Genomic DNA, 19,579 nt, shown 5'->3' with positions numbered 1-19,579 from the left:
ACGGGAGTCCGAGGACGTCCGGGCACCACTAGAGCATGGCATAAATCTGTGAACTGAGTCCATGGATGGCTCGTGTCCAGAATCTTTCACGCTACGCTGGTGGGTCTGATGCGCAGTGGTGCGAAGGGGCACAGTGGTGGACGCGGATACGTACAAGCCCGGCGTGGGTGATCTGGTCGACGGGCGCTACGAGTTGAAGGACTCTCTGGGCAAGGGCGGGATGGCCCAGGTCTGGCGGGCCCGAGAGGTGTCCGGGGGGCGGGAGGTGGCGGTGAAGTTCCTGCGCCACGACTCCGAGGCCCTGTACTGCCTCGACCCGTACGAGCGTGAGGCCGAACTCGCCGTCAGGAACGCCCGGTTCCGGCGCGAGGCCAACCTCCTGGGCACGCTCGATCATCCGGGAATCACCGAACTGTATGGGAGCGGATCGCACCGGGGCGTCCCCTACATCGCCATGCGCCTGGTGACCGGAGTGAGTCTGCGGACGTTCCTCGACGAGCACAGCCCCCTGCCTCTGGCCACGGCGGTTACCGTCGCCATCCAGGTGGCAGGGGCGTTGGCCTGCGCACACACGCTCCCGGTCGTACACCGGGACCTCAAGCCCGCGAACATCATGATCGATGAAGAGGGGTGGGTCGTCCTCATCGACTTCGGCATCGCCGAGCCGCTGCACGCCGACGCCACCCGTTACACGGCGCACGGTTCGACGCTTGGCACCCGCGGTTATCTGGCGCCGGAGCAGCTCCTGGAGCGCGAGCCCACCACGCGCACGGATGTCTACTGCTTCGGCTGCATCTTCTACGAACTCCTCACCGGGCGGCCCCCGTTCCCGCTCGGCCCGGAGTCCGGCCTGACCGACAAGCACCTCAACGAGGTGCCGCTGCCACCGAGCACGTACGCCGCGGGCATCCCGGAGCCGATCGACGATCTCGTACTGCGGATGCTCGCCAAGAAGCCCGAGCAGCGCCCGGCCGTTGACGAGGTCCTGGAGGTCCTCGACCCGTTCGCCCCGGGGGTCGGCGATCCCGAGCCCCGGCCCCGCACCCACCCCGACCCCACCGGCCCCATGCGTCGGCCGCCGGATCGGGCTGTTCGTCCGCGCCCGGTTGCTCTCACGCTGCCTGTCGCGTCCGCACCGGCCGATGAGTGGCTGGACGCCCGCGTGGTGGAACAGTTCTGCGCGCAGGCCGAGTCGGAGATCGCGTCCGGTGAGCCGGGCGACGCGACCGACCGGCTGCACGGTCTGACAGAACGGGTCCGCAAGGAGTGGGGTGAGCGGCGCCCTCTGGTGCGTCGCGTGTGGCAGGGGGCCGCGGACGGATTCCGTCTCTCCGGCAACTTCGGCGCTGCGGCCCGCCTCTACCAGGCCGTCGACAACGATCTCATTCACGGGGACGGCCCGGCCGAGCGGGCCGATCGCGCGCTGATCCGGCTGCGCCTGGCTGAGTGCCGGCTCACCTTCGGGGAACTGGAAGCGGCCATCGCGACGGTTGACGCGGCGGGCCGCACCGCCGCCGGACTGCCACCGGAACTCGCGGCTCGTGTCGAGGCCGTACGCCACGCGGTCGACGCCCAGCTCACGGCCCGCCTGGCCGAGCCCAGGCGCAGGGAGGCGTGATGCGCCGACTGGTGTGGGTGAGCCGGTGTGCTACGCCTGGTTGGCCAGGCGTCCGGCAGCCAGTTCGTCGCCCAGGTCGCGGACAAGGCTGGTGCCGAGGTCGGCTGCGCGGCGCAACAGCCGTTCGAAGGCGGTGAGTTCGCGAAACGCCTCTCCGTAGCGCCGCTGTTCTCCGAGGGGAACTTGGCGGATCTGAAGCCGGCGGACGTCGATGCGGGAGGAGTTCGTGGTGTGGGTGCCGGCCTGCCGGGCATTGGCGGGAGCCCGCAGTGAACCGGCGAGGAACCAGGCGTCGAGCTGTTCGGGCTGTACCCGCACGACATGCAGTTGTGGGCCGAGGGCGGTCGGCGGCCCCTCGTGGACCCAGGCCGAGAAGGCACGGGCGACGCCCACCACCACGATGTCCCCGGGTTCGGCGATCACGGCCTCGCCGACCGCCGCGGTGCCGGGAGCGAGCCAGCTGCGGGGTTCGCCGTCCACCAGAAGATCGGGGACGGTGAGGAGGGGGATGCCGTCGTCGGACGGCGGGCCGGCGTGGATTGATTCCTCTGGCGGCTGCTGACCGCCGCGCAGGGTGAGCGCCCCGGCCCGGGCGAGCTCGCCGACTGTTGTTGCCGTCGGTGTGTCCGCCGCGGCCGTGGCGAGGTCGAGCGCCGCGAGCAGCCTGGCCGACTTGTTCACGTTCGCGGTGAGCCCAGTGAACTCCCGCCAGGATTCGGTCAGTCGGGGTGCCGTGTCCGCCGGGGACGGGGCAATGTGGCGTCCAGGGGTCAGGTCGACCTCGTCGTTGAGGAGTTCGATGACGGGCACCTGTCGTGCGTAGGTAGCTGCCTGTGGGGAGTCCGTCTCTTCGACGGCCTCGCGCACGAAAGCGCTGATCGCCGCCCAGTCGGGGGTCCACTTCTCCTCCGGGTCCCGGGGGAAGCGCGAGGCCGCGTCGGCGACCAGCAGCCGATCGCTCACCGGTGTGCCTTCCCCGTGGGCGGGCATCCGCAGCACCCACAGGTGCAGGGAGACGCTGTGCGGTGCGGCACAGCCCGGCGGCAACGCGACGACGGCCCGCAGTTGCCCGGTGCGCAGCAGCGAGCCGCGGATGCGGCGGCCGGCCTTCCTGGCCGCGACCGCGGGCGGCAGCACCAGTACCGCGGCGCCGCCTGGCCGCAGCTGGGCCAGGCAGTGCTGCACCCAGGCGAGTTCGGGCTCGGTGCGCGGGGGAAGGCCGTGGCTCCAGCGGGCGTCGGTGGCCAACTCCTCGTATCCCCAGTCCCGTTCGTTGAAGGGCGGGTTGCACAGGACGATGTCGGTGGGGGTGCCGGAGAACGGGTCGTCGCGCAGGGAGTCCGCAGCCCGTACGGCGACTTGCGCCCACTCCTTCTCTCGGTGGCCCTCGCTCTCGGCGAGGGCGATGCGGGAGTCCGCCAGCGAGGCGAGGACGGCGTCCCGGTCACTGCCGAGCAGCGTGAGTGCCTCGGCGCCGGATGCCCTCACGGCGTCGGCCGCCGCCAGGAGGAGATGCCCGGGGCCGCACGCAGGGTCCATGACCGTGGTGCCGCCGGAGCTGCCCGGGCTGTCGCCCGCCACGCCGCCCGCCGCCCTGAGGGCGAGCTGCGCCATGAGGGATGCCAGCGGTTCCGGGGTCGTGGCGATCTGGCGCACATGGACGTCGAGCCAGCGGCGCAGCAGAAACGCGAACGTCTCCGTGCCCCCTTCACGCTGTCCGAGATCCACGGCCCGTTCGATCAGCTCCCGTGTGTCGGGACGAATCTCTTCGCCTTCGTCGCTCACCCGCCCGGAGAGGAGCCGTCCTACCTCGGCGATCGCGGCCCCTGTCTCGTCACGCCCGCCGAGCGCCTCGAAACCGGGCCAGAGCCATTCCCTCTCGGCGGACTTGTTCAACTTCTTGTTGTCGCGCAGCCAGCCCTCGATGTCGGTCAAGGAGAACTGAGGGTTGGCGTCGGTGCCGGCGATCCGCTCGGGGAAGGACGGATGCCGCCGCCGCCAGTTGCTCACCGCGGCTCGTCCGACACCCGCAAGACGGGCGATTTCGGCCAAGGTCACCGGTACGGCGCGAGACGTGGACATCTACACTCCCAGGGCATTTCTGGTGGAGGGAGGACTTTTCCCTCGGCAGCGGGTGTGTGATCAAGCCACCCTTCCTCCGAACTGCATCCGTCAGCGTACATGACCATTGACTTTGTTCACAGATGTGTGATGGCAGACTTTGGGGCGTATGTCGCGTTCCGGTCGGCGGGGCGCGAGGGTCAGTGCGACGGCCGGCCGTGCCGCCCGGGCGTCGCCCCTGTCCGCCCCGATCGGCCGTTCCGCCCCGATGCCGCCCATGCCCGCACCGGCCGGGCCTCGGGTCCCATCGGGTGGGTGAAGGGCCGCAGCGGGTCGACCTCGGCCCACGGGACGAGTGCCTGTTCGGGGGTGCGGCGCTCGGGCAGCCACACCGCGAGGCGCCGCCACACCTCGCCGGCGTGGGCGGGCCGCTCGCCGGGGTCCTTGGCCAGCAGCTGGAGCACCAGGTCCTCCAGTTCGGAGGGGATGCCCGCGCGGAGCCTGCCGGGTGGTACGGGCGGCCGCTCCAGGATCATGCCGGGCAGCATCAGTTCGGACTCGTGGGTGAAGACCGGCTCGCCCGTCAGCATCGCGTACAGCAGACAGCCCAGCGCGTACAGATCGGTGCGGGGGTCGACCGGCTTGCCCCGCACCTGTTCCGGCGCCATGCACTCCAGACTGCCGGGGCGCTCGCCGGTCGTGGTGAGGCCGGTGGTGTCCGGGTCGAGGAAGGCGGCGACGCCGAAGTCCAGGACCTTGACCACGCCGTCCGTGCGGATCACGACGTTGCTGCCCTTGAGGTCGCGGTGCACGACGTCGCGGGCGTGCACCGAGCCCAGGACGGAGGCGATCTGGACGCCGATCGACGCGGTCTCCTCGATGGAGAGCGGGCCCTCCTCGGCGATCCGGTCGTCGAGCGGGGGCCCGATCACGTACTGCATGACGAGAAAGCGGGTGCCGTTCTCCTCGCCGAGGTCGTAGACGGTGGCGAGGCCCGCGTGGTCGAGTCGCGCGACGGCCTGCGCCTCCCGGCGGAACCTTTCGGCGTCTCGCGGGCGCGCTGCTCCTTCGTGAGTCCCGGATCGACGTTCATGGTCTTCAACGCCACGTCGCGGCCCAGGTTCTCGTCGTGGGCGAGCCAGACGACTCCCATGCCGCCCCGGCCGATGAGGCGCTTGATCCGGTAGCGACCGGCGATCAGTGTTCCGGTGTCCATTCGCGCTGCGGCCCGTCCCCTCCGTGCCCTGCCGCGCCCTGCCCGGGCTGGTGTCAGGGAGAGTGTGACACGGCGGTGCCTCGAATGCCGCCCGCGCGACGCTTTATTCGTTGACTGAGTTCACATGCTCTGCTCTCATGGGGTGAAGACGGGGCGGTTCGTCCCGTGCGCCTCACCCACTACGGTGAGGCGTGGATTACGTCGGGAGCTAGTGAGGATCACGTGGACGTCTTCGAGGTGCACCGTCGGCTCATCCGGGATTACAAGGAGTACACGTCCGGATCGGTGGTGATCGACGACCCGCGGATCGGCGAGAAGGTGTCCAAGTCCCTTGCCGACGGAGACCAGTGGCCCGACCCCTGGCTCTCGCTCAACCCGAGCTTCGCGAGCGGCGGCACCGTCGACCACCTCGCCGACGACCTCGGCCTGCTCCACCCCGAGTGCAAGAGGATCTTCCGCACCGGCAAGGACAAGCGGGGTGCGACGATCCGTCCCATCCGCTTCCACCGGCATCAGCGTGACGCCATCGAGGCCGCCGACTCGAAGGACTCGTACGTCCTGACGACCGGCACCGGCTCCGGAAAGAGCCTCGGCTACATCGTGCCCATCGTCAGCCGGATCCTGGGCGAGAAGCGGCCCGGAGACCCCCCGAGCATCAAGGCGATCATCGTCTACCCGATGAACGCGCTGGCCAACAGCCAGCGGGGCGAGCTGAGGAAGTTCCTCACCGCCGGATACGGCGAGGGCGACGAGCCCGTCACGTACGCCCGTTACACGGGCCAGGAGAAGCAGTCCGAGAAGGACGCGGTCCTCGACACCCCCCCGGACATCCTGCTCACCAACTACGTGATGCTGGAGCTGATGCTCACCCGCCCCGAGGAGCGCAAGCGGCTCATCGGCCGGGCCAAGGGCCTGCGCTTCCTTGTCCTGGACGAACTGCACACCTACCGCGGCCGTCAGGGCGCCGACGTCGCCCTGCTGGTCCGGCGCGTGCGCGAGGCGTGCGAGTCGCCCGCCCTGCAGTGCGTCGGCACCTCCGCCACCATGTCCACCAAGGGCACCCCCGCCGCCCGCCGCCGTGAGATCGCCGAGGTCGCCTCCACCCTGTTCGACACGGAGATCTCCCCGGACCGGGTGGTGGGCGAGACCCTGGTCCGCGCGACCGGGGAAACGCCTCCCATACGTGCTGAACTCGCTGCCCGCGTAAGGGAGAACAACCCTCCGCTGGAGTACGACGCACTCAAGGCCGACCCGCTGGCCCGTTGGGTGGAGACGGCCTTCGGCCTCACCGAGACCACCGACGAGGACGGCACCCGCCTGCTGGTGCGCGCAAAGCCCACCACCGTGGAGCTCGCCGCGCGTGTCCTCCGCGAGGACGCCTTCGACATCCCGCGTGACGCCCCCGAGGACGAGTCGTACACCGCCTGCGCCAAGGCCATCCGGTCCACGCTCCGGGCCGGCACGCAGGTCCGCGACGCCGACGACCGCGCGCTGTTCGCGTTCCGCCTCCACCAGTTCCTCTCCAAGGGCGGCTCGGCGTACGTCTCCCTGGAGCCGGCGGACAGCCGCCACATCACCCGCACCTACCAGCAGCGGGTGCCCGGAGAGCCGGAGAAGCTCCTGCTGCCGCTGTCCTTCTGCCGCGAGTGCGGCCAGGAGTACCTCACCGTGGCCCGCGAGCAGGGCGACGACGGCAAGGTCTCCTTCCGCACCCGGGAGGACGCGGACGACGAACAGGGCTACCTCTACCTCTCGGCCGTCAACCCCTGGCCCGAGCGTGTCACGGACGCGATCGACCAGCGCCGCTTCCCCGACAGCTGGCTCACCCTCGACCCGAAGAAGGGCACGCCCGTCCTCACCACGAGCCGCAAGAAGCGCGCCCCGCAGCCCGTGTGGGTGAGGCCCGACGGCACGGCGGTGAACAAGGACGCGGGCGGACTCTACGCCGCCTACGTGCCCGCCCCGTTCCTGTTCTGCCTGGAGTGCGGGGTCAGCTACGAGGAAGTGCGGGAGCGGGATTTCGCCAAACTGATGACGCTCGACCAGGAGGGCCGGTCCACGGCCACGTCTGTCGTCAGCGCTTCCATCGTGCGCCACCTGAAGAGTCTGCCGGAGAAGGAACTCGGCGAGGACGCACGCAAGTTGCTCACCTTCGTCGACAACCGGCAGGACGCCAGCCTGCAGTCCGGGCACTTCAACGACTTCGTGATGGTCACCCAGCTGCGGGGTGCGCTGTACCGCGCGATGCTGAAGGCGGGGGAGAAGGGGCTGCGCTGGAAGCGGCTGGGCGAGGAGGTCGTCGAGGCCCTGGGGCTGGCCCCGCACGAGTACGCCAACAACCCCACCGAAGTGGAGGCGCTCGCCGAGGAGACGCGGGACGCGCTGGCCCAGGTGGCCGAGTACCGGCTCTTCCTGGACCTGGAGCGCGGCTGGCGGATCACCATGCCCAACCTGGAGCAGACCGGTCTGCTCGGCCTGGAGTACGCGGGGCTCGACCAGATCGCCGAGGACGAGGAGCGCTGGCAGCGGGCGGCGGGGCCGCTGCGCACCGCCACTCCCGCCACCCGGCTCGATCTCGCCCGGGTCCTCATGGACGAGCTGCGCCGCCAGCGGGCCGTGGACACCCCGTACTTCACCGAGGCGAAGTTCAACGAGCTGCGCAAGGAGTCGGCGAAGCTCAACGACGCCTGGGGGATCGCCGACACCGAGGCGGCGCCCCCCACACCGACCGTCGCCCTGCCGCGCGCGGGGCGGCCCGGCCGCAGCCGCAGCGAGAAGAACCTCACCGGCCGCGGCGCCTTCGGCCGCCACGTCCGCAAGCCGGACACCTTCCCGGACTGGAGCCACGACCTCTCCCTCGACGACGCCCAGGACGTGATCCGCGACCTGCTGGAGATTCTCGCCGACGGCGGTGTCCTGAGCCGGATCACCCACGGCCGGGGCGAGGACCCCGGCTACCAGATTCACCACCCGGTGATCCGCTGGCATGCCCGTGACGACGAGCACGGCACGGTGGACCGACTGCGCCGCACCTACCGCACCGGCCAGGGCCCCCGCGTCAACGCTTTCTTCAAGGGGCTCTACAAGGAGGTCGCGTCCACCTTCGCCGGACTGCACGCCGCCGAGCACACTGCCCAGGTCCACCCCGACGTCCGCGAGGAGCGGGAGAAGCTGTTCAGCAAAGGCCTGCCGCTGCCCCTGCTGTACTGCTCGCCCACCATGGAACTCGGCGTCGACATCGCCAGCCTCAACGCCGTCAACCTCCGCAACGTCCCGCCGACCCCCGCGAACTACGCCCAGCGCTCCGGCCGCGCGGGCCGCTCCGGCCAGCCCGCGCTGGTCACCACGTACTGCGCGACCGGCAACAGCCACGACCAGTACTACTTCACCCGCTCCGACCAGATGGTCGCGGGAACCGTCGCCGCGCCCCGCCTCGACCTGGCCAACGAGGACCTGCTCGCCTCCCACGTGCACGCCATCTGGCTCGCCGAGACCCGCCTCGAACTCGGCCGCACCATGACCAAGATCCTCGACACCCACGGCAAGACCCCCTCGCTGGAGCTGCTGCCCGAGGTGCGGGAGCAGATCGGCATGCCGGCCGCCCAGCAGCGCGCCCTCGTGCGGGCCCGCACCGTCCTCGCGGGCTGCGTCGACGCCCTGCGCGAGACGTCCTGGTGGCACGAGCAGTGGCTGGAGGACACCGTCGCCAAGGCCCCTGGGCTTTTCTACGAGAAGTGCGGACGGTGGCGGGACCTCTACCGCAAGGCCCTGGAGGAGCGGGAGATCCAGCACGACAACATCCGCAACCGCACGGCGACCGGCCGCTCCCAGGCCCAGGCCGTCCGCCGCCGCGCCCAGGCGGAGAACCAGATCGCCCTCCTGGAGAACAGGCAGGGCGGCGAGCGCACGGTGCTGTCCGACTTCTACCCGTACCGCTACTTCGCCTCCGAGGGCTTCCTGCCCGGCTACTCCTTCCCCCGGCTGCCGCTCGCCGCGTACATCCCCGGCACCGGCCGCACCAGCCGCGGCTACGACGGCGACTACCTCCAGCGGTCCCGCTTCATCGCGATCCGCGAGTTCGGGCCGGGCGCGCTGATCTACCACGAGGGCAGCCGGTTCAAGGTGGACCGGGTGCAGCTGCCCCCGGACACCAGCGGTGAACTGACCACCGAGAGCGCCAAGGTGTGCCAGGGCTGCGGCTATCTGTCCCCCGAGGAGCGGCGCGAGGACACCTGCCTGGGCTGCGGCAGCGCGTACGGCGACCCCCGCACCGGGCTGCTGCACCTGCACACCGTCTTCACCCACCGCCGCGACCGGATCTCCTCCGACGAGGAGGAGCGCCAGCGCACGGGCTACGCGGTGGAGATCTCCTACCGTTTCAAGCAGCGGGAGGACGGCCGGGACGGTTCGCTGCGCGCCGAGGCGAAGGCCGCGGCCGGCCGTCTCCTCGCCGAACTGGCCTACGGCGACAGTGCCACCGTCCGGCTCACCAACCTGGGTTACCGCCGCTCGGTCGCCAAGGGCGACATCGGCTTCTGGCTCGACCCGGCCACCGGCCAGTGGCTGGCCGGCTCCACCGGCAGGCCGAGCACGAGCGGGCCCGGCCGGGAGACCCCGGTGGAGGACGAGGGCCTCGCCGACGCGGAGAAGGTCGTGCGCAAGGTCCCCGTCATCCCGTACGTCCAGGACACCCGCAACATCCTCGTGCTCAAGCTCGCGGCCCCCGTCGACAAGGACACCGCGATCACCCTCCAGTACGCGCTGGAGCGGGGCATCGAGGCGGAGTTCCAGCTGGAGGACTCCGAGCTGGACACCGAGGAGCTGCCGCCGCACGACGGTCCCCGCGAGCGGCTGCTGTTCATCGAGAGCGCCGAGGGCGGCGCGGGCGTCCTGCGCCGCCTCCAGGCCGAGCCCGACGCGCTGGCCCGCGCCGCCCGCCGGGCCCTGGAGATCGCGCACTTCGACCAGGTCGGGCGCGACCGGGGAGCCGAGAAACGCAAGGGCGACCCGTGCGAGAAGGGCTGCTACGACTGCCTGCTCTCCTTCGGCAACCAGCGCCACCACCGGATGATCGACCGCACCCTGGTGAAGCAGTTGCTGATGGACTTCGCGGGCGGCGAGGTCGGCTCCAGCCACGCGGGCCGCACCCGCGACGAGCAGGCCGACGCGCTCATCAAGGGCGCCGACTCCTCCCTGGAGGAGCGGTTCGTCGCCTACCTCAGGACCCACGGCCACCGCCTGCCCGACCACCAGCAGGTGAAGCTGAGCGCGGCCCTGTCCAAGCCGGACTTCGTCTACGACACCTCCTTCGGCCCCGTCGCGGTCTTCGTCGACGGCCCGCACCACGACCACGCGGAGACGACGCTGCGCGACGAGGAGGCCGCGGAGCGGCTGAAGGAGATCGGCTGGGAGGTCGTCCGCATCCGCTACGACGACGACTGGTCCAAGGCCGTCGCCGACTACCCTTCGGTGTTCGGCGAGGCGCGCCGCTGATCTGCTGATCCCAGGGATCGGGACGGACCTCTTCGGCCCGCCCCGGTCCCACGGCCCGCACGCGATCCGCCCGGCACCGCCCCGGCCACCCGCCCGAACGACCTCCCGCACCGACCCCTACCGCCCCGACCCCGGAAGGCCCGCATGACCACCGCCGCCCAGCCGACCCGGCAGTACGCCGTCGGCTCCCTCGTCCACGCCCGGGGCCGTGAGTGGGTCGTGCTGCCCGACTCCACATCCGACCTGCTGGTCCTGCGCCCGCTCGGCGGCGCCGACGACGACATCGCGGGCGTCCTGCCCGGCCTGGAGACCGTCGTCCCCGCCACCTTCGCCCCGCCCACCCCCTCCGACCTCGGCGACCAGCAGGCCGCCGGGCTGCTGCGCACCGCCCTGCGCATCGGCTTCCGCTCCGGCGCGGGCCCCTTCCGGTCGCTTGCCTCGATCGCCGTCGACCCCCGCCCGTACCAGCTGGTCCCGTTGCTGATGGCGCTGCGTCAGGACACCGTCCGGCTGCTGATCGCCGACGACGTCGGTATCGGCAAGACCGTGGAGGCCGGGCTGATCGCCGCCGAGCTGCTGGCGCAGGGCGACGCCCGAGGCCTGGTCGTGCTGTGCTCGCCCGCCCTGGCCGAGCAGTGGCGGGCCGAGCTGTACGGCAAGTTCGGCGTCGACGCCCGTCTCGTGCTGCCGTCCACGATCGGCCGTCTGGAGCGCGAGACACCGTACGGCCAGTCGGTGTTCCGCCCGGACGGCGCGTACGTCGTCTCCACCGACTTCATCAAGTCCCCCCGCCACCGCGAGGACTTCCTGCGCCACTGCCCCGACCTGGTGATCGTCGACGAGGCGCACTCCTGCGTCTCCGACACCACGGTCGGCGCGTCCGCCCGCTCCTCCCAGCAGCGGTACGCGCTGCTGCGCGCCCTCGCCGACCGGACCGACCGCCACCTCCTCCTCGTGACGGCCACTCCGCACAGCGGCAAGGAGGAGCCGTTCCGCCGCCTGATCGGCCTGCTCGACGACCGCCTGGCAGCCGTCCCCCTCGACACCGACGCGGGCCGCAGGCTGCTCGCCGAGTTCTTCGTGCAGCGCCGCCGCGCCGACATCCGCGAGGACTTCCAGGACGGCGCGCACTTCCCTTCCTCCCGGGACACCGCCGAGACCGCCTACACCCTGCACCGCGACTACAAGAAGCTCCTCGACGAGGTCCTGTCGTACGCCCGCGAGACCGTACGCGCGGCGGACGGCGCCCTCCAGCAGCGCCAGCGCTGGTGGTCCACCCTCGCCCTGCTGCGCACCCTGTCCTCCTCCCCGGCCGCCGCCGTGCAGTCCCTGAACACGCGCGCCGGCGTCGAGGAGGCGGACACCCCCGCCGAGGCGGACCGCACCGGGGAGCGCACCGTCTCCGACCCGGCCGACAGCGAGACCCCCGAGTCCGCGGACGCCGTACCGGGCACCCGCCTCCCCAAGGCCACCGGTCCCACGGCCACCGGCACCGACGCCACCGGCACCGAGCCTGACGCCGACGCCGACGCCGAGGAGAAGGCCCGCCTGGTCGCCATGGCCGAAGCGGCCAGGAAGCTCTACGGCCCGACCCGCGACGCCAAGCTGAAGAAGCTGATCACCACCGTCTCCGACCTCCTCGACCAGGGCTACCGGCCCATTGTCTTCTGCCGCTACATCGCGACCGCCGACTACGTGGCCGACCACCTCAAGAAGATCCTCAACAAGAAGGGCACCGAACACCCGGTCGCGGTCGCCTCCGTCACCGGCGAACTCTCGCCCGACCAGCGGGTCACTCGCATCGCCGAGCTGTGCGGCACCGACGAGGAGGGCAACCCCGCGCCCGAGCGCCTCGTCCTGGTCGCCACCGACTGCCTCTCCGAGGGCGTCAACCTCCAGGAGTCCTTCGACGCCGTCGTCCACTACGACCTCGCGTGGAACCCGACCCGCCACGAGCAGCGCGAGGGCCGCGTGGACCGCTTCGGCCAGCGCACCGACGTCGTCAAGGCGCTCACCCTGTACGGCGCCGACAACCCCGTCGACGGCATCGTCCTCAACGTCCTGCTCCGCAAGCACGAGCGCATCCGCCGGGTCACCGGCATCTCCGTGCCCGTGCCGCAGGAGTCAGAGAGCGCCATGCAGGCCGTCTTCGAGGGACTGATCCTGCGCGGTGAGCGGTCGCCGTACGAGCAGGAGGGGCTGTTCGCGCAGGAGGAGGTGGCCGAGCAGCTGGAGATCGCCTGGCAGTCCTCCGCCGACCGGGAGAAACGCCACCGCTCCCGCTACGCCCAGCTCACCATCAAGAAGGACGAGGTGGCCGCCGAGGTCGACGAGATTCTTGCCGCGCTCGGCACCGGCGAGGAGGTACGGGACTTCACCCGCCGCGCCCTGGGCGCCCTGCGCGGTATGCCCGCCGCGACGAAGCAGGGCGGCTTCACCGCGCACACCGACGCCCTCCCGCAGGGCCTGCGGGACACCGTCTCCCACGCGCTCGGCCCCCGCCACCCCCGCCCGGTCGTCTTCCACGACGCCCCCAGCGCCCCGCGCGGCGAGGCCGCCCTCACCCGCACCGACCCGGTGGTCGCCGCCGTCGCCCGCTTCGTGCTGGACGCGGCCCTCGACGACGCCGGCAAGGTCCCCGAGTGGCAGCGCCCGGCCCGCCGCTGCGGAGTCGTCCGTACGACGGCAGTGGAGCGGAACACCACGCTCCTGCTGGTGCGCCACCGCTTCCAGCTGAACCTGCCCGCCCGTGACGGCTCGGTGCGCGAGCAGCTTGCCGAGGACGCCCGCGTGATCGCCTACCGAGGCAGGCCCGACGCCCCCGAATGGCTGCCGGAGGACGAGGCTGTGGCCCTCCTCGATGCCCGCGCCACCCAGAACACCGACCCGAAGTTCGCCACCGAGCACATCGCCGAGATCCTGGCCGCCCTGCCCGCGATCCTGCCTGAACTGCGGGACCAGTCGGCCGAGTTGGGCCGCACCCTGGAGGCGTCGCATCGCAGGGTCCGTACCGCCTCCCGCGCCCGCCTCGCGGGCCTGAAGGTCGTCCCCCAGGGCGACCCGGACATCCTGGGCGTGTACCACTACCGCCCGGCCCCGACGTTCCCCCAGGGAGTGGGCGCATGAGTACCGCCAGGACCCTCGTCACCGACTCCGTCGCCACCGTCGGCGGCCTCCTGCCGTACGACCTCCTGGTCCGGATCAAGGAGGGCAAGGAGCAGACCGGCTCCAAGCCCGCCGACTACCGCCTGTACGCCAAGGGCGACTCGGTACGGGACGCCGCCGAACGCTCCTGGGGCTATCTGCGCGGTGTGTGGGCCTCCTACCAGGACGCCCTGGCCCGCGACGGCGCCGACCCCGGCGTGCACGCGGTCGGCGTCACCACCGAACGCTGGCTGCTGCCCCTCTTCGAGCAGTTCGGCTTCGGCGCCCTCACCCCCGTCCCCGCGCCCGGCCTGCCCTCCCACGACGGCGAGAAGGACTTCGAGGTCAGCCACCACTGGGCGCACGTCCCCGTCCACCTCACCGGCTGGAACGTCCCCCTCGACACGCGCACCACCGAACTGGCCAAGCAGGCCCCCCAGTCGATGGTGCAGGAGTACCTCAACCGCTCGGCGGACTCCACCCTCTGGGGTGTCCTCTCCAACGGCCGCCAGCTGCGCCTGCTGCGCGAGTCCGCCTCCCTCACCGGCGCCGCGTTCATCGAGTTCGACCTCCGGGCGATCTTCGACGGCGACCGCTCCGACGACTTCGTCCTCCTGTGGCGCCTGCTGCACCGCACCCGCTTCGAGCCCCGCGCCGAGGGCGAGCCGGCCGCGACCTGCCCGCTGGAGAAGTGGCGCACCGAGGCCATCGACAGCGGCACCCGCGCGCTGAAGGAACTCCGCAAGGGCGTCGAGAAGGCCCTGACCGTGATCGGCACGGGTCTGATCACCCACCCCGACAACGTCGACCTGCGCGACGCCCTGCGCACCACCCGCGACAAGAACGTCCGCGACGACCTCCACCCGGCCCTGCTGCGCCTCGCCTACCGCCTGCTGTTCCTCTTCGTCACCGAGGACCGCGACCTGCTCCTGCACCCCGACGCCACCGAGCAGGCCCGCGACACGTACGAGAAGTACTTCTCCACGGCCCGCCTGTGCCGCGTCGCCCGCCGCACCGGCACCCTCCACGGCGACCAGTGGCAGGCGCTGCGGCTGGTCATCGAGGGCCTCGGCACCCCCGGCGGCCGCCCCGAACTCGGACTCCCAGCGCTGGGCGGCCTGTTCGAGCCCACCGCCACGGACGCGATCCTGGACGGCCTCAGCCTGTCCAACCAGTCCCTGTACGAGGCCGTACACGCCCTGTCCGAGGTGTACGACGCCAAGCTGGGCCGCCCCCGCAAGGTCGACTACCGTCACCTCGGCGCCGACGAACTCGGCTCGGTCTACGAGTCCCTGCTCGAACTGGAGCCGCGCCTCGGCGAGGGCAACGAGTACGTCCTGGCCAAGCTGGATGGCAACGACCGCAAGACCTCCGGCTCCTACTACACCCCGTCCCCCCTCATCGACTGCCTCCTCGACTCCACCCTCGACCCGGTCATCGACCAGGCCGTCAAGTCCGGTACGACGAAGAAGGAGCGCGAGGACGCACTGCTCGCCCTGACGGTGTGCGACCCCGCCTGCGGCTCCGGCCACTTCCTGGTCGCCGCCGCCCGCCGCATCGCCCGCCGCCTCGCCGAGATCCGCACCGACGACCCCGAGCCGAGCGCCGAGGACGTACGGCACGCACTGCGGGACGTCATCGCACGGTGCGTGTACGGCGTCGACCTCAACGAGATGGCCGTGGAGCTGGCCAAGGTGTCGTTGTGGATCGAGGCGATGAGGCCGGGCCGTCCGCTCACCTTCCTCGACGCCCACATCAAGCACGGCAACGGGTTGTTGGGCACGACCCCGAAGCTGCTGGCCGAGGGCCTGCCCGACGACGCGTTCAAGCCGCTGGAAGGCGACGAGTCGAAGCACGTCACCGACCTGAAGAAGCGCAACGCGGCGGAGCGGACCGCGTGGAAGATCGCGCTGCGCCACGGGGCGAACCAGGACGCCCTGTTCGCGGAGGAGGAGGTGCTGGCCGAGTCCAACGCGGAGTTCGGCGAGACGGTCTCGGCGATCACGGGGACGGACTCGCAGGAACTGGAGGACGTCCAGAACCAGGCCAAGGCGTACCGCGAGCTGACCACCTCCCCGGACTACATCCGGGCGCTGGAGCTGGCCGACGCCTGGTGCGCCGCGTTCGTCTGGAAGAAGACGAAGACGGCGACGCCGCCCGCGCTGACCACGCAGTCGCTGCTGACCCTGCACTCCGAGGACGGCGGCGCGAGCTTGCCCGACGGTACGTTGAAGCACATCGAGGATCTGCGGGAGGAGTACCGGTTCTTCCACTGGCACCTGGAGTTCCCGGAGGTTTTCCGGGTTCCGGCAGATTCGGGGGCGCCCGGGGTGGACGAGCGGACCGGGTGGAAGGGCGGGTTCAGCTGTGTGCTGGGGAATCCGCCGTGGGAGACCCTTGAGTTCAAGACCGAGGAGCACTTCGCCACTGTCGCCCCGAAGATTGCCAAAGCCGAGAACCAGGCGGCACGGCAGGCCCTGATCGACGAACTCGCGGAGAGCGAGGACGAGGCCGACCGGGAGCTGCACGCCGAGTACATTGCCGACAAGCGGCGGTCCGACGGCTTCTCTCATCTCGCGCGTTGGTCGGGTCGGTTCCAGCTGGCCGCGCGGGGCAAGCTGAACACGTATCCGCTGTTCGCGGAGGCGGCGTCGCACGGGATCGCGCCGCAAGGGCGGTTCGGGCTGGTCCTGCAGACGGGCATCGCCACGGATGCGACGACGGCACCGTTCTTCTCCGACTTGGTGCGCTCGAAGCGGCTGGTGTCGTTCCTGGACTTCAAGAACGAGGCGTGGGTGCTGAGCCGGGATGTGCACCATTCGACGCGCTTCTGTCTACTCACGGTCACTGGCCGGGAGGAGCAGGTCCGGGAGGCTTCCTTCGCGTTCGGGACCTGGTACATGGAGGACCTGCCTGCGCGCCGGTTCACCATGCCGCTGGAGGAGATCCTGCTGGTCAACCCGAACACCGGGAACCTCCCGGTCTTCGAGTCCCGGCGTGACGCGGAGATCACCTTCGGTGTCTACAGCCGAGTCCCGGTTCTGCTCAAGGAGCCGGACGAATACGGCAGGGGCGGCAGCAACCCATGGGGGCTGACCTTCCGGCAGGGCCTGTTCAACATGGCCTCCGACTCCCACCTGTTCCGGGGCAAGCAGGAACTGGCGGACGAGGGCTGGCAGTTGACCGGCAACGTCTTCACGCGCGTCGATGAAGAGGGGAAGACGCGCCGTTATCTCCCGCTGTACGAGGCGAAGATGCTCCATCACTTCGACCACCGCCTCGGCACGTACGAGGGCCAGACCCAGGCCCAGGCCAACGTCGGCACCCTCCCGCGTGTGACGCCGGAACAGCACGACGACCCCGACTTCGCGCCGATGCCCCGGTACTGGGTGCCGGAGTTCGACGTGGACTCGGGGAAGCGGGACAAGAAGGGGAACCGGATCATGTGGGCGGGGGTGGAGACGCGGCTGGCGGAACGGAAGTGGTGGAACGGGTGGCTGATGGGATGGCGGGACATCGCCCGCTCCACTGACACCCGGACGACCATGGCGACCGTGCTCCCGCCTTACGGCGTCGGGCACACCAATCCGCTCATGTTCCCGGAGGACGCCGAGTCGGCTGCGCTGCTCCAGGCGTGCATGTCGTCGTTCGTCTTCGACTATGTGATCCGGCAGAAGATCGCCGGAACGCACCTGACGTACGGCTACCTCTATCAACTCCCGGTTCCGCTGCTCGCCGACTTCCGCGCGGTGCCAGGCGGGGCGGAGTGGTTCACCGCTCGTGTGGTGGAACTCGCCTACACCAGCCGGGACATGGCCGACTTCGCCGAAGACCTTGGCTACGAGGGAGCCCCGTTCAGGTGGGACGAGGGGCGTCGTGAGCTGCTGCGCGTGGAGCTGGACGCGGCGCTCTTCCACCTCTACGGGGTCAGCCGGGCGGACGCGGAGTACGTCATGGACACCTTCCCCGTGGTGAAGCGCGAGGACGAGGCCGCCCACGGCGGCGCCTACCGCACCAAGGACCTCATCCTCGACATCTACGACCGCATGGAGGAGTCCCGCGCAACCGGCGACGAGTACCGAACCGTACTCGACCCGCCGCCGGGGAAGGGTCCGCGTCACGCGGTCTGAGTGCCGCAGCCTCGGGCGTGTCGGTCAGAACGCGTCCCGCCCGAGGTCCGCGACGAACCCGGCCCACGCGCCCCGCGTGAACGCGAGTTGCGGACCGCCGCTCCGTGCCTTGGAGTCCCGTACGCGGACGGTGGTCCCGTCGGCCGCGACCTCAACGCATTCGCCGCCTTCGTCACCGCTGTAGCTGCTCTTGAACCAGCTGAGCCGTATGGGCTGTTCGGTGTTCATAGGTCTCCCAGCATCTTCTCGATCAGGCGCAGGGACTCGCGCGGAGTGAGCGCCTGTCCCCGGATGCTTCCATGCTTCGCGGCGAGAACACGTACCTCGTCCGGATCGGTGATCAGGCGGCTGATGTGCTGGACCTCCAGGTAGGCAACCTGTGGCTTGCCCTTCGGGGTAAGCAGAGTGAACGGGCCGCCCATTCCTGCGTGATCCTGACTGGTCGTCGGCATCACCTGGACTTCCACGTGGCGCAAATCGCCGGTCCTGAGCAAGTGCTCCAACTGCCCACGCTGAACGTCCAGTCCGCCGAACGGTTGGCGCAGCACACTCTCCTGGATGATGGCACTCACTGTCGGCGGTGGCCAGCGAGTCATCAGCTCCTGACGTGCCATCCTCGCGGTGACGCGCTGCTCGATCGTCTCCTCGTCGAAGAGCGGCTGTCGGCTGGCGAACACAGCCCGTGCGTACTCCTTGGTCTGCAACAGCCCCGGCACCGCCTGGTTGGCGAAGTAGCAGAGTTGGACCGCCTCCGCCTCCAACCGCGCATAATCCCGAAACCACTCCGGATGCCGCACCCTCCTCCGCGCCCGCGCCCGCTCCACATCCTCCGCCGCAGACGCCAGCAGCCCCCCGCACTCCAGCAACTCATCCACCGAGACCAGCAGTTCAGGCTGAGGCGTCCGCCGCCCCCGCTCCACGGACGAGATGGTCTCCTCCCCGTACCCGAGCCGGTCGCCCAGCTCCTTCTGGCTCATCCCGGCCCGTGCCCGCGCGACCTTGATCTGCCGCCCGAGCGCCCGGAACAGGTCGGCCACCTCGTCCGTACCATCCGCCTCACCGCCGGTGGGAGCCCCCGAACCGCCCGCCTGTGCCGCCATCCCGTACCACCGCCCACTTCCGTCGCACCAGGGGCGAACCGCCGAACGTCCGGCCAGGTCACGGCCGTACGCCCGGGCATCCCGCCCTCCGCCCCGGGACAGTCACCCTCCGTACCGCCCCGCACCCTCCACACAGTAGAAGCACTCCGTCACTCTCGGTGAGGTGATCCAGCAAACCGTCACCGTCACCGGTGAACCGACCGCCACCACCCACCGCTTCCGCCTCACGTTCCCCACCAGCAGACACGGCGCCCACACCGCCCGCCACGCAGCCGAACGCTGGCTCGCCGACCAGCGGGACTGCCCGGAGGTCGCGGTCGGCGAAGAGGACGCGGCCACGGCCTCCCTCCTCATCGCGGAACTCACCGCGAACGCCGCCCTGCACGGCCGCGTACGGGGCCGCCACGCCCGCCTCGCCCTGACCCTCACGGCCGGCACCCTGCGCATCGAGGTCACGGACGCCCGAGGCGACCGCCTGCCCGAACCGGCACCAGACAGAGACGGCGACGGAGATGGGGACGGCGAGTCGGGGCGCGGCCTGCTGCTCGTCGCCTCGCTTGCCGATGCCTGGGGATGCGAACCCCACCACCCCGGCGGCAAGACAGTCTGGGCCGAGTGCGGCCGGCGTGAACCCGCGCTCAAGGGGGGCGCGTGAGCTCAACTATGCACCTACTCACAGGAGTTGGGGATTGACGGTGATCGTGAACGGCCTTCACGCTTAACCTCGCGCTTTCATGAGGTGGGCTGTCCGGCAGGCGGTCAGGAAAGCAGAAAGTGCCTCTGACCAGCGAGAATGAGGATTGTCTAGGTCCTTGTT

The 19,579-nt window shown here is 70.7% G+C and carries 9 protein-coding genes; 5 read left to right on the top strand and 4 right to left on the bottom strand.

Annotation, left to right across the window (positions count from 1 at the left end; translation table 11 throughout):
* The first annotated feature begins 136 nt into the window (after positions 1 to 136).
* Positions 137 to 1,618 carry a protein kinase gene (locus ACIBAF_RS04565; RefSeq protein ID WP_399461628.1) on the top strand — a complete coding sequence of 494 codons (1,482 nt, stop codon included), beginning with the start codon at positions 137 to 139 and terminating at the stop codon, positions 1,616 to 1,618.
* Positions 1,619 to 1,648: 30 nt separating this feature from the next.
* Here the strand turns inward: ACIBAF_RS04565 and ACIBAF_RS04560 are convergent, their stop codons facing one another.
* Both ACIBAF_RS04560 and ACIBAF_RS04555 read right to left on the bottom strand, forming a co-directional pair.
* Positions 1,649 to 3,700: an N-6 DNA methylase gene (locus ACIBAF_RS04560; protein WP_399461627.1), complete on the bottom strand. Its 2,052-nt coding sequence runs from the start codon at positions 3,698 to 3,700 to the stop codon at positions 1,649 to 1,651.
* Positions 3,701 to 3,879: 179 nt separating this feature from the next.
* Positions 3,880 to 4,821 carry a serine/threonine-protein kinase gene (locus tag ACIBAF_RS04555; RefSeq protein WP_399461849.1) on the bottom strand — a complete coding sequence of 314 codons (942 nt, stop codon included), beginning with the start codon at positions 4,819 to 4,821 and terminating at the stop codon, positions 3,880 to 3,882.
* A 296-nt stretch (positions 4,822 to 5,117) separates the two neighbouring features.
* Here ACIBAF_RS04555 and ACIBAF_RS04550 point away from each other — a divergent pair, with 296 nt between their 5' ends.
* From ACIBAF_RS04550 to ACIBAF_RS04540, 3 genes are all read left to right on the top strand, one after another.
* Positions 5,118 to 10,388 (top strand): DEAD/DEAH box helicase, encoded by a 5,271-nt coding sequence (locus tag ACIBAF_RS04550; RefSeq protein ID WP_399461626.1) that lies wholly within the window; start codon positions 5,118 to 5,120, stop codon positions 10,386 to 10,388.
* 144 nt (positions 10,389 to 10,532) lie between these two features.
* Positions 10,533 to 13,514, top strand: coding sequence for a helicase-related protein (locus tag ACIBAF_RS04545; protein ID WP_399461625.1), 2,982 nt, complete (start codon positions 10,533 to 10,535; stop codon positions 13,512 to 13,514).
* A complete protein-coding gene (locus tag ACIBAF_RS04540; protein WP_399461624.1) occupies positions 13,511 to 17,662 on the top strand; it encodes an Eco57I restriction-modification methylase domain-containing protein in 4,152 nt (1,383 codons plus the stop codon). Before ACIBAF_RS04545 ends, ACIBAF_RS04540 begins: the two co-directional genes overlap by 4 nt.
* Positions 17,663 to 17,686: 24 nt before the next feature.
* On the opposite strand, the gene ACIBAF_RS04535 is transcribed toward ACIBAF_RS04540, so the two are convergent.
* Complete coding sequence (locus ACIBAF_RS04535) at positions 17,687 to 17,890, bottom strand: DUF397 domain-containing protein (RefSeq protein ID WP_399461623.1); 204 nt, start codon at positions 17,888 to 17,890, stop codon at positions 17,687 to 17,689.
* Complete coding sequence (locus ACIBAF_RS04530) at positions 17,887 to 18,762, bottom strand: Scr1 family TA system antitoxin-like transcriptional regulator (RefSeq protein WP_399461622.1); 876 nt, start codon at positions 18,760 to 18,762, stop codon at positions 17,887 to 17,889. The genes ACIBAF_RS04535 and ACIBAF_RS04530 overlap by 4 nt, the downstream gene beginning before the upstream one ends.
* A gap of 163 nt (positions 18,763 to 18,925) precedes the next feature.
* Between ACIBAF_RS04530 and ACIBAF_RS04525 the strand changes: the two genes are divergently transcribed.
* Positions 18,926 to 19,417, top strand: coding sequence for an ATP-binding protein (locus ACIBAF_RS04525; RefSeq protein ID WP_399461621.1), 492 nt, complete (start codon positions 18,926 to 18,928; stop codon positions 19,415 to 19,417).
* Positions 19,418 to 19,579 lie beyond the last annotated feature (162 nt).

The organism is Streptomyces sp. NPDC051677 (assembly GCF_044453465.1).
Classification (GTDB): Bacteria; Actinomycetota; Actinomycetes; order Streptomycetales; family Streptomycetaceae; genus Streptomyces.
This window is presented reverse-complemented; position numbering and strand designations above follow the sequence as displayed.

Coding starts and splice junctions, on each gene's coding strand:
- ACIBAF_RS04560 (WP_399461627.1), bottom strand. CDS start 3,700: ATGTCCACGTCTCGCGCCGTACCGGTGACCTTGGCCGAAATCGCCCGT.
- ACIBAF_RS04545 (WP_399461625.1), top strand. CDS start 10,533: ATGACCACCGCCGCCCAGCCGACCCGGCAGTACGCCGTCGGCTCCCTC.
- ACIBAF_RS04540 (WP_399461624.1), top strand. CDS start 13,511: ATGAGTACCGCCAGGACCCTCGTCACCGACTCCGTCGCCACCGTCGGC.
- ACIBAF_RS04535 (WP_399461623.1), bottom strand. CDS start 17,890: ATGAACACCGAACAGCCCATACGGCTCAGCTGGTTCAAGAGCAGCTAC.
- ACIBAF_RS04530 (WP_399461622.1), bottom strand. CDS start 18,762: ATGGCGGCACAGGCGGGCGGTTCGGGGGCTCCCACCGGCGGTGAGGCG.